The 10,838-nt window shown below is 70.8% G+C and carries 8 protein-coding genes; 2 read left to right on the top strand and 6 right to left on the bottom strand.

Features of this window, described 5'->3' with window-relative positions:
• Nucleotides 1–235 precede the first annotated feature (235 nt).
• Together ACLQ25_RS31885 and metH are read right to left on the bottom strand one after the other, a co-directional pair.
• The gene (locus ACLQ25_RS31885; protein ID WP_425734441.1) at nucleotides 236–664 is read right to left on the bottom strand and encodes a hypothetical protein; all 429 of its coding nucleotides are present in this window, start codon (nucleotides 662–664) and stop codon (nucleotides 236–238) included.
• A 585-nt stretch (nucleotides 665–1,249) separates the two neighbouring features.
• Nucleotides 1,250–4,765 (bottom strand): methionine synthase, encoded by a 3,516-nt coding sequence (metH, locus tag ACLQ25_RS31890; RefSeq protein ID WP_425734442.1) that lies wholly within the window; start codon nucleotides 4,763–4,765, stop codon nucleotides 1,250–1,252.
• Between the two features lie 262 nt (nucleotides 4,766–5,027).
• Here metH and ACLQ25_RS31895 point away from each other — a divergent pair, with 262 nt between their 5' ends.
• Nucleotides 5,028–5,897, top strand: a complete 870-nt coding sequence (locus tag ACLQ25_RS31895; RefSeq protein ID WP_425734443.1) for a PAC2 family protein — start codon at nucleotides 5,028–5,030, stop codon at nucleotides 5,895–5,897.
• Nucleotides 5,898–6,038: 141 nt separating this feature from the next.
• Nucleotides 6,039–6,830, top strand: coding sequence for a GntR family transcriptional regulator (locus ACLQ25_RS31900; RefSeq protein WP_425734444.1), 792 nt, complete (start codon nucleotides 6,039–6,041; stop codon nucleotides 6,828–6,830).
• A 249-nt stretch (nucleotides 6,831–7,079) separates the two neighbouring features.
• On the opposite strand, the gene mshC is transcribed toward ACLQ25_RS31900, so the two are convergent.
• From mshC to ACLQ25_RS31920, 4 genes are all read right to left on the bottom strand, one after another.
• Entirely contained in the window at nucleotides 7,080–8,318 is a 1,239-nt protein-coding gene (gene mshC / locus ACLQ25_RS31905) for a cysteine--1-D-myo-inosityl 2-amino-2-deoxy-alpha-D-glucopyranoside ligase (protein WP_425734445.1), read from the bottom strand.
• Nucleotides 8,319–8,385: 67 nt separating this feature from the next.
• Complete coding sequence (locus ACLQ25_RS31910; RefSeq protein ID WP_425734446.1) at nucleotides 8,386–9,204, bottom strand: SCO1664 family protein; 819 nt, start codon at nucleotides 9,202–9,204, stop codon at nucleotides 8,386–8,388.
• On the bottom strand, nucleotides 9,201–9,779 hold the full coding sequence (locus ACLQ25_RS31915) for a DUF3090 domain-containing protein (protein ID WP_355052975.1): 579 nt from the start codon (nucleotides 9,777–9,779) through the stop codon (nucleotides 9,201–9,203). The genes ACLQ25_RS31910 and ACLQ25_RS31915 overlap by 4 nt, the downstream gene beginning before the upstream one ends.
• A 112-nt stretch (nucleotides 9,780–9,891) precedes the next feature.
• Nucleotides 9,892–10,596, bottom strand: a complete 705-nt coding sequence (locus ACLQ25_RS31920; protein ID WP_425734447.1) for an MSMEG_4193 family putative phosphomutase — start codon at nucleotides 10,594–10,596, stop codon at nucleotides 9,892–9,894.
• Nucleotides 10,597–10,838 lie beyond the last annotated feature (242 nt).

Here is a 10,838-nt window from a genome sequence, read left to right on the forward strand (position 1 = left end):
CACCGGCTACCGACAAACCAAGCAGCCTGAATAAGATCAACACATCGACCCTGTCCGTCAAAACGGGTCAAGCCCACCTATCCTGAGTCCGGCACGGCCCGGGGTGCGAGTCATGGACGCCTGCGAGGCTGAGGCGGGCCACAGCTTCCGCCGATCAGACGAGGCATCGTCTGAGTACCGGGATTACATCCTCCCCGGGCCGTGCTCGTGCGGCCCAATTACGCGTCAGGGATCGCTAGGGCGACCAGTGCGGGTCGAGACTCTTGCCGTGCCCCCGGGGGCATCGTCCGTAGCCGGTGCTGGACACGTTCCAGTGGTGGGAGCAGTACGGGACCTCGCATCGCGCACAGAATCCGGCGTCGTCGTAGAAGCCGGCCGTCGTGACGGCGGCGTACCGGTACGGCTGGGTGAAGGCGTCGACGATGCGCTGTGCCTCGGCCGGGTCCGCCGGTCGGCCGAGCCCGTTACCCGCCGCGATCCCGGAATACAGCAGCCACCACCGCTGGCCGGCGTGGCGCGCTCGCGCGGCGGTGTAGGCGTCGCGCTGCGCCGGTGACCAGCGCTGCCAAGCGACCGGCTGGCCATCCGGTGGGACGAGTTCCACGTGTGTCGCCGGTCGCCAACACACCGCGCACGGCGGCTCGGCGACGAAGGCTTCAGGCATGGCCCTCATCCTCCTCCGACCGCCGGCCGAATACGACCGTCGATGCCACCGAGGCCGGGGGCCGCTGGCATGAGACGAAGGTTGAGTTGTGAAGGCATTCCTACCCATCCCCCGCAGTCCGTCAGTGTCCGTTGCGGCTGTCGCGGTTAGCCACCACGTGTACGGAGGTTGAGGTAGGTCCGGACCATGACCTCATGGATGAGGCTCAACGACGGCGGTGGCACCAGCAACACCTAACGTCCTGGCTCCAGTTCGTCGCCACTCTGCGAACCGAGGGCTGGGAAGCGCAGGTGACCTGTTCGGCAGCTCCAGTACAGGTAGAAGGATCTCTGCCCAACGGCGAGCGGTTCTACTTACGCGCCCGGCATAGTGACGTGTCGTTGGGCATCGGAGGCGAGGAGCCAGCAGACATCCCCGAGTGGGAAGGCCACGAGTCACACGAAGAAGCCAGCTACCTGCCCGCTGTCGCCGGCGAGGCCATCGTCAGACGGCTTGTTCGCCGCTACCTAGAGAAACGTTAAGCAAGCGGACGAGTACCCTCAGCTTGGGAACTCGGTCTTCGAGCAGCTCAGGACAGAGACGGCGTCACTTGGCGTTGAAGTAGCTGGCCTCCGGGTGGTGGACCACGATGGCATCGGTGGCCTGCTCGGGCATGAGCTGGAACTCCTCCGACAACTCGACGCCGATCCGCTCGGCGCCCAACAGGTCCACGATCTTCGCCCGGTCCTCCAGATCGGGGCAGGCCGGGTAGCCGAACGCGTACCGACAGCCCCGGTAGTCGTTGCGCAGGATGCCGGCCAGGTCCTGCGGGTCGTCGTGGCCCAGCGGACGCCCGTCGGGCAGGGTCAGCTCGGCGCGCACGCGCCGGTGCCAGTACTCGGCGAGGGCCTCGGTGAGCTGCACGGACAGCCCGTGCACCTCCAGGTAGTCGCGGTACTCGTTGCGGGCGAACAGCTTCGCCGCGTACTCGCTGACGGGTTGCCCGACCGTGACCAGTTGCAGCGCGACCACATCGAGCTGGTCGCCCTTGGGCCGGAAGAAGTCCGCGAGGCAGAGCCGTCGCTCCTGCCGCTGGCGGGGGAACGAGAACCGGGCGCGCTCCGCGTGCCCGTTCTCGTCGAGCACCACCAGGTCATTTCCTTCGGAGTACGCGGGGAAGTAGCCGTACACCACGGCTGCCTCCAGGACCTGGTCGGCGATCAGCCGGTCCAGCCAGTACCGCAGACGCGGCCGACCTTCGGTCTCGACCAGTTCGTCGTAGGAGGGTCCGTTGCCGCCGCGGGCGCCGTTGAGCCCCCACTGCCCACGGAACGTGGCCCGCTCGTCGAGCAGCGCCGCGTAGTCGGCCATCGGCACGCCCTTGACGACGCGCGTGCCGAAGAACGGCGGGGTGGGTACCTCCACGTCGACGGCCACGTTGGATCGGACCGAGGAGTCGTGCAGCTCCGGCAGCGACTCGGTGACCGTGGTGCGCTGCCGTTCCCGGCGGGCACGCCGGGCGGCGAGGGCCGCCTCCCGCTCCGGGTCGATCACCGGGGCGCCGCCGCGCTTGGCGGTCATCACCTTGTCCATCAGGGACAGTCCCTCGAACGCGTCCCGCGCGTAGTGCACCTGGCCGGGGAACATGGACCGCAGGTCGTCCTCGACGTACGCGCGGGTCAACGCCGCGCCTCCGAGCAGGACCGGCCAACGCTCGGCAACCCCGCGCGTGGCCATCTCGGCCAGGTTCTCCTTCATGATGACCGTGCTCTTGACCAGCAGCCCGGACATGCCGATCGCGTCGGCGCGGTGCTGCTCGGCGGCGTCGAGGATCGCGCTGATCGGCTGCTTGATGCCGATGTTGACGACCTCGTAGCCGTTGTTGGACAGGATGATGTCGACCAGGTTCTTGCCGATGTCGTGCACGTCGCCGCGCACGGTGGCCAGCACGATCCGGCCCTTGCCGCCGTCCTCGGTGGCCTCCATGTGCGGTTCCAGGTACGCCACGGCGGTCTTCATCACCTCGGCGGACTGGAGCACGAACGGCAGCTGCATCTGCCCGGAGCCGAACAGCTCGCCGACGACCTTCATGCCGTCCAGCAGGATGTCGTTAATGATCGACAACGGGGACCGGCCGCCGGCCATCGCCTCGTCCAGGTCGGCCTCCAGGCCGTTGCGCTCACCGTCGATGATGCGCCGCTTGAGCCGCTCGTCCAACGGCAGCGCCGCCAACTCCTGCGCCCGGCTGGCCCGGGCGCTCGTCACGTCGACACCCTCGAAGAGTTCGAGGAAGCGCTGCAACGGGTCGTACCCCTCGCGGCGCCGGTCGTAGACCATGTCCAGGGCGACTTCGCGCTGCTCGTCGGGGATCTTCGACATCGGCAGGATCTTGCTGGCGTGCACGATCGCCGAGGTCAGGCCGGCCTGCACGCACTCATGCAGGAACACCGAGTTGAGCACCTGCCGGGCGGCCGGGTTGAGGCCGAAGGAGATGTTCGAGATGCCCAGGGTGAAGTTGACGCCCGGGTGACGCCGGGCGATCTCCCGGATCGCCTCGATCGTCTCGATGCCGTCGCGGCGGGTCTCCTCCTGCCCCGTGGCGATCGGGAAGGTCAGCGTGTCGATGAGGATGTCGGACAGGTCCATCCCCCACCTGCCGGTCAGGTCGTCGATGGTGCGCGAGGCGATGCGGACCTTGTCCGCGGCGGTGCGCGCCTGCCCCTCCTCGTCGATGCACATCACCACGACGGCGGCACCATGCTCCCGGATCACCGGCATCACCCGCCCGTAGCGGGACTCCGGGCCGTCGCCGTCCTCGAAGTTGACCGAGTTGACCACGCACCGACCGCCGAGCATCTCCAGCCCGGCCTCGATGACCGCCGGCTCGGTGGAGTCCAACATGATCGGCAGAGTGGACGCCGTGGCGAACCGGCCGGCCAGCTCCCGCATGTCCTGCGTGCCGTCGCGGCCCACGTAGTCGACGCACAGGTCGAGCAGGTGCGAGCCGTCGCGGGCCTGACTGCGCGCGATCTCCACACAGGCCCGCCAGTCGGCGGCGAGCATGGCCTCCCGGAACGCCTTGGACCCGTTGGCGTTGGTCCGCTCCCCCACCATCAGCACCGAGGCGTCCTGCGCGAACGGCACCGGGTGGTAGACCGACGACACGCCCGCCTCGTGGCGGGGCTCGCGCCCTGGCGCGGTGACGCCCTGCAGCCGCTCGGCCAACACCCGGATGTGCTCCGGGGTGGTCCCGCAGCAGCCGCCGATCAGCCCCACGCCGTACTCGGTGATGAACCGTTCCAGAGCCTCGGCCAGCTCCACGGGAGTCAGCGGGAAGTACGCGCCGTCGGCCGTCAACACCGGCAGGCCGGCGTTCGGCATCACCGACAGCGGGATGCGGGAGTGCTGCGACAGGTAGCGCAGGTGCTCGCTCATCTCGGCCGGACCGGTCGAGCAGTTCAACCCGATCAGGTCCACCCCGAGCGGCTCGATCGCCGCGAGGGCCGCACCGATCTCGCTGCCCACCAGCATCGTGCCGGTGGTCTCCACGGCCACGTGACAGATGATCGGCACCGACTCGCCCAGCTCGGCCATCGCCCGCTTCGACCCGACGATCGCCGCCTTGACCTGCAAAAGGTCCTGGCAGGTCTCGATGACCAGCGCGTCCGCGCCGCCGGCGATCAGGCCGGCGGCGTTCTCCTGGTACGCGTCGCGCAGCGTCGCGTAGGGGGCGTGCCCGAGGGTGGGCAGCTTGGTGCCCGGGCCGATCGAGCCGAGCACGAAGCGGGGCCGCTCTGGGGTGCTGGCCGCGTCGGCGGCCTCCCGCGCGATCCGCGCGCCCGCCTTGGACAGCTCGCGGATGCGCTGCGGGATGTCGTACTCGGCGAGGTTGGCGAGGTTCGCGCCGAACGTGTTGGTCTCCACGCAGTCCGCGCCGGCGGCCAGGTACGCGTCGTGCACCCCCCGCACCACGTCGGGGCGCGTGACGTTGAGGATCTCGTTGCATCCCTCAAGGCCGTCGAAGTCGTCGAGCGTGAGGTCGGCGGCCTGCAGCATCGTGCCCATCGCCCCGTCGGCGATGAGGATCCGATCGGCCAGCACATCCAGCAACGAAGTCCGCACCCGTTCAGGTTAGTGCGGCCTCACGCGAACCCGAGCCCCGTCCACGCCCGATCCCATATTGTGTCGGGCGGATCACCCTGTCCGGTTCGCCGCCGTATGCCCGGTGGCGCGGTGGGTGGACCGGCGCGGCCGACGGGCCGCATCCCTGCTCGACACGTAGGCTGACGGACGTGAAGGAGAACAGGGACGCCATCGTGCACCACGGTCCGACAACCGGGCGCGGTCCCGGTGCCGGCCGCGACGAGCAGGGTGAGGTGACGGCGTGACCGAGTTCGACGGACTGCCGGTCCTGCGGTCCCCCGTGGCCATTGCCGCGTTCGAGGGCTGGAACGACGCCGCCGACGCCTCCACCGCGGCCGTCGAGCACCTGGAACAGGTCTGGAACGCCCGACAGATCACCGAGCTGGACCCGGAGGACTTCTACGACTTCCAGGTCAGCCGGCCCACCATCACCATGGCCGACGGGGAGACCCGCCGGGTGGAGTGGCCGACAACCCGGTTCATGGTGGCCAGCCCCGAAGGCACCGACCGCGACGTGGTGCTGATCCGGGGCATCGAGCCGAGCATGCGCTGGCGGACGTTCTGCGAGCAGGTGCTGGAGATCTGCCACAGCCTGGAGGTGGAGCGGGTCGTGCTGCTCGGCGCGTTGCTGGCCGACGTGCCGTACACCCGGCCGTTGCCGATCAGCGGCAGCGCCTCCGATGCCCAGGCCGCCGAGCGCTACCAGCTGACGCCCACCCGTTACGACGGGCCGACCGGCATCGTCGGCGTGCTGCACGACGCGTGCGCCCGCGCCGAGGTCGACGCCGTCTCGTTCTGGGTGCACGTGCCGCACTACGCCAACAACCCGCCCTGCCCCAAGGCCACCCTCGCCCTGCTGCACCGGGTCGAGGAGGTCGTCGACCTGCCGGTGCCGATGGCCGACCTGGCCGAGGAGTCCGCCGAGTGGGAGCAGCGGGTACGCAGCGCGGCCGACCAGGACGCCGAGCTGGGCGAGTACGTCCGCGAGCTGGAGGAACGCGTCGGCGACGAGGGCATCACCCCGTTGACCGGCGACGAGATCGCCCAGGAGTTCGAGAAGTACCTGCGGCGTCGAGGCGGTTCGGCCGGCCCCACCGCCGGCTCCTGGTAGCACTGTCCGTCGCGGGCCCTCGGACCTTCTCTGGTCCGGGGGCCCTCTTCTGCGTTCGGGGCCCGTTTCCGCGTGTCCTGGGTAGCGCCGTCACTCCCTCTAGGGCATCCTAGGAACCTAGATGTGATCAAGGAGGCGGATGTGCAGATCAATCCCGGCGCCGCCGAGTTCCCCCACCGGCAGATCGCCGCGCAGCTCAAGGCCCAGGTCCGCCGCGGCGACTGGGGGCCCGGCGAGCGGCTGCCGTCCATCCCGGCCATCGCCGAGATGTTCGGCGTCGCCAAGCAGACCGTGCAACGCGCCGTCGACCAGCTGCGGGTCGAGGGCATCCTGATCACCAAACCCGGCTCCGGTACGTACGTCCGGGGCACCCGGCGTCGACTGAACCGCCTCTCCCGGGGCCGGTACGGCGGGTTCCGCGGCTACCACACCGACCTGGCCGCCCGATACCGCCAACAGCTCGTCTCCGTCGGCCTCGCCCCCGCGCCCGCCGAGGTCGCCGACGCGTTCGGCGTCTCCGACGGCACCAACCTGCTCTGCCGTCGCCACCTCGTACGCACCGACGACTCCCCCGTCGAGGTCGGCGCCTCCTGGTTCCTCCCCCGCGACACCGATGGCACCTCGCTGGAGCGGGCCGAGGCGTTCGGCCGCCCGCTCTACCAGGAGGCCGAGGAGGCCACCGGTCGCCGGTACGCCTCGGCCACCGACACGATCAGCGCCCGCCAGCCCAGCCGGGAGGAGGCCGAGACCCTCCAGATCCGGCCCGACACACCGGTGCTGCACCTGCTGCACATCGCGTACGACAGTCACCGCAAGCCCATCGAGGTCGCCCAGGCCACCTGGCCCGGCCCGATGACCACCCTCACCGAGGAGTACCAGATCCCCGCCCCAACCCCCGACCCCGACCCAGACCCAGGCCTGGTCCTGGGCTAACCCCACCCCACCCCGCCCCGTCGATCTTGCACTTCCTGTCGACGCTTCGCCCCGATCAGCACCTTTTACGACGTCAGAAAGTGCAAGATCGACGGCGAGGCACACGGGGGCTCGCGTCGATCATGGACTTGTGGTGCCTCACATAAGGGGCGCAGCACCTCATACCGGCCACCAGAAGTTCATGATCGACACTGAGGAGCGGGCGCGGTCCGCCGGCGAGCGTGGGGAGCGGTCGGCCGCGGGGGGGCGTTAGAGGCGGATGCCTAGGAGGGCATCTACGGTTTTCGCGAAGAGGGCCGGGGCTTGCGGGTCTTCCGTGGCGCCGGAGAGGGCCGCGTCGGCCCAGCGGTCGGCCACCGCCAGGGCGCCGGGGGTGTCGAGGTCGTCGGCCAGTCTGGCGCGTACCCCGGACAGCAGCTCGGCCCCGGACGGCCCGGCGGGCGCGGCGGCGGCCCGCCGCCAGCGGTCCAGCCGCTCCTGCGCGGCCGTGAGCACCTCGTCGGTCCAGGTGCGGTCGCTGCGGTAGTGCCCGGAGACCAACGCGAGCCGGATCGCCATCGGGTCGACCTTGTCGGCGCGCAGCCGGGACACGAAGACCAGGTTGCCGCGGGACTTGGACATCTTCTCGCCGTCCAGGCCGATCATGCCGGCGTGCACGTAGTGCTCGGCGAACGGGGCCTGGCCGGTGAGCCGTTCGGCGTGCGCGGCGGAAGCTTCGTGGTGCGGGAAGAGCAGGTCGTTGCCGCCGCCCTGCACGTCGATGCGGTCGCCGAGCAGGTTCAGCGCGATGACCGCGCACTCGATGTGCCAGCCGGGCCGACCCGGGCCCAACTCCCCGCCCGGCCAGGACGGCTCGCCCTCGCGCGCTCCCCGCCACAGCAGGGGGTCGAGGGGATCGCGCTTGCCGGCCCGGTCGGGGTCGCCGCCGCGCTCGGGGAAGATCTCCAGCATCTGCTCGCGGGTCAGGTTCGACTCGTAGCCGAACCGGCCGGTGGCGGAGATGTCGAAGTAGACGTCGCCGGTGCCGTCGTCGAGTCGGTACGCGGCGCCGTCCTTGACCAGCACCTCGACCTTGTCGGCGATGTCCGGAATCGACTCGACCGCGCCCACGTAACGCTCCGGCGGGATGATCCGCAGCGCCTCCATGTCCTCGCGGAACAGGGCGGTCTCCCGCATCGCCAGGACCACCCAGTCCTCGCCGTCACGGGCGGCCCGCTCCAACAGGGGGTCGTCGATGTCGGTGACGTTCTGCACGTACCGCACGGGACGGCCGGCGTCGCGCCACATCCGCTGCACCAGATCGAACGTGATCATCGTGGCGGCGTGACCGAGGTGGGTGGCGTCGTAAGGGGTGATACCGCAGACGTACATGCTCGCCGCGTCGGCCGGGTCGCTCGGGTGGACACTCTGCCGCGCCGAGTCGTACAACGCCAACGGCTCGCCCCGACCCGGCAGCCGTGGCACCTCGTGTCCCGCCCAAGACTCCATGGCCTCAGCCTAACCAGCCCTCAGGCGACACCGGGACGCCCCACGGGTGATCAAGATGACAGCGGGGTCACATGGGTGGCCAGGGTATCGCCGGCCAGTCCTCCGGGGGCTGCGGGAAGCGGCCGGTCTCGCGCAACTTCTCGACGCGGGCGGCCAACTCGGCGATCTCGCTGATCGTCAGGTGGTCGGCCAGCTCCTCGCCGAGCGGCCCGGCGACCTGCCCGGCGAGCCCGTCGAGCATCTCCATGGCGTCCGGCGGAACCTGCTTGCCGGCCCAACCCCAGAGAACCGTACGGAGCTTGTCCTCGACGTGGAAACTCACCCCGTGGTCGACGCCGTAGATGCGGTCGTCGGCGCCGACGAGCACGTGCCCGCCCTTGCGGTCCGCGTTGTTGATGACCGCGTCGAGTACGGCGAGGCGGGCCAGGCGTGGATCGTCGGCGTGCGCGAGGGCGTACGCGGCGCCGTCGTCGTCCCGGGCCGCCGCGATCGGGAACCAGCGCGGCGGCACCTCCTCGGCCGGCACGAACCCGACCAACGGCTCCGCGTCCTCCGGCTCGTCGATCCAGAGTTGGCAGGAACCGGGGCCGAACGGACCATCCCGCAGCACGGTCGGCGGCACCAGGCCCCAGCCGGTGGCGTGGGACACCAGGTACGCGGACACCTCCCGGCCGGCGAGGGTGCCGTCCGGGAAGTCCCACAGCGGGCGCTCCCCGCGTACCGGCTTGTAGACGCAGCGGGCCGTGACGCCGTCGAGGGTCAGGATGCCCCGCAGGGTGGTGTTCGACGCGTCGACCAGCCGACCCTCCAGGTCGAGGGTGCCGTCGCGGAGCAGCCGCAGCGCGGCGTCACCGTCGCGCAGAGGTTGGAGGCCGGACAAGGTCACCGGTGGTAACCGTTGTGCCGCGGGCACAGGTGCCCGGCGGGGTCCAACGGCTGGCCGCACAGCGGGCACGGCGGCCGGCCCGCGTTGACCACGCGCCGGGCCCGCTCGATGAACTGGCGGGTGGCCTGCGGTGTGAGCCGCACGCGCAGCCGGTCCAGGTCCTCGTCCGGCTCCTCGTCCTCGTCGTCCTCTTCGTCGTCCTCGTCGCCCAGCTCGACCTCGGGCTCGACCTCGCCGGCGGCGATCGCCTCGATCACCACGGTCGCGGTGTCGACGTCGAAGGCCAGCCCGAGCGTCCCGACCCGGAACTCCTCGTCGACCGGGGTGTCCAACGGCTCGTTGTCGCCGGTCACCGGCGCCAGCTCGGGCAACTCCACGCCGAAGCGGCGCTGCGCCTCGGTGAGCAGCTCCTCCAGCTTCTCGGCCAGCAGGGACACCTGGACCTTTTCCAGCGCGACGCTGACCAGCCTGCCGCCGCCGCGGGCCTGCAGGAAGAACGTGCGCTCCCCCGGCGGCCCGACGGTCCCGGCGACGAACCGCTCCGGCGGTTCGAAGGCGTGCACCTGGTGGGTCATACCCACGACCCTATCCGGCCCACCATGGCGTCGCGCACCCCACCGACCCGAATCGCCGCAGGGGCAACGCGCCCGGTGTAGCGGGGGCCACAGCCGGGCGTGGCGGTGTTTCTCACCTGGCCGCACCCGCTCCGCCGCCGACAGCCGCGTCCGAGTCGGCCGCCCGCGTGGTCCGCCGACGCCGCTTGCGCGGCGGCGGGACCAGTGCGGCGAGGTCACCGCCCGTGTCGTTGAGCCGGACCAGGAAGGGCCGCAGCGGCGTGAAGCGGATCGCGGTCACCGACGCCGGGTCGGCCACGATGCGCTGAAAGGCATCCAGGTGTACGCCGAGAGCATCCGCCACGATGGCCTTGATCACATCGCCGTGGCTGCACGCCAGCCACACCGCCTCGGGCCCGTGCTCGGCGTTCACCCGGGCATCCCAGTCACGGACGGCCGCCACCGCGCGGGCCGCCATCGCCGCCATCGCCTCGCCCTGCGGGAAGACCGCCGCGCTGGGGTGCTGCTGGACCACCGGCCAGAGCGGCTCCTTGGCGAGCTTCTTCAGCGGCTGCCCCTCCCAGCTGCCGTAGTCGCACTCGATCAGCCCCTCCTCCACCACGGGAGTGGCCTGGGGCAACGCCAGTTCCAGGGTCTGCCGGCAGCGAATCAGCGGACTGGTGACGACCGCTGCCAACGGCACCGCCCGCAACCGCTCGCCGACCGCGGTGGCCTGGGCGCGCCCGGTGTCGTCCAGCTCGACCGGCTGCCGGCCGGCCAGGCCGCCGTCGGCGTTCGCGGTGGTACGGCCGTGTCGCAGAAGCAGAAGGGTCGCCACACGATCACCCTAGGCCTCCCCGGTACCTCCCGAGTGCCACGGGCTCCGGCCACGCCGCCCCGATCGGCATGATCGACACGAGTTCACCGATGTGGGGCCATCGACCGGTCCCGGACAGCCCGAGTTCGGCGATCCCGAGTCGATCACCCGGTCCGATCGCCGTGTGCGGGCGGTATGTCCGGTTGTGGGGCCGGTGTGGTGACCGGACGCACCCGTGGGCCGGAATCGTGGCGGGCCGGGGG

Origin of the sequence: Micromonospora sp. DT44 (assembly GCF_049841635.1) — a bacterium.
GTDB lineage: Bacteria > Actinomycetota > Actinomycetes > Mycobacteriales > Micromonosporaceae > Micromonospora.

What these genes read in the sequence shown, in the direction of transcription:
- ACLQ25_RS31885 (WP_425734441.1), bottom strand. Translation starts at nt 664, where the DNA reads ATGCCTGAAGCCTTCGTCGCCGAGCCGCCGTGCGCGGTGTGTTGGCGA.
- ACLQ25_RS31915 (WP_355052975.1), bottom strand. Translation starts at nt 9,779, where the DNA reads ATGACCCACCAGGTGCACGCCTTCGAACCGCCGGAGCGGTTCGTCGCC.
- mshC (WP_425734445.1), bottom strand. Translation starts at nt 8,318, where the DNA reads ATGGAGTCTTGGGCGGGACACGAGGTGCCACGGCTGCCGGGTCGGGGC.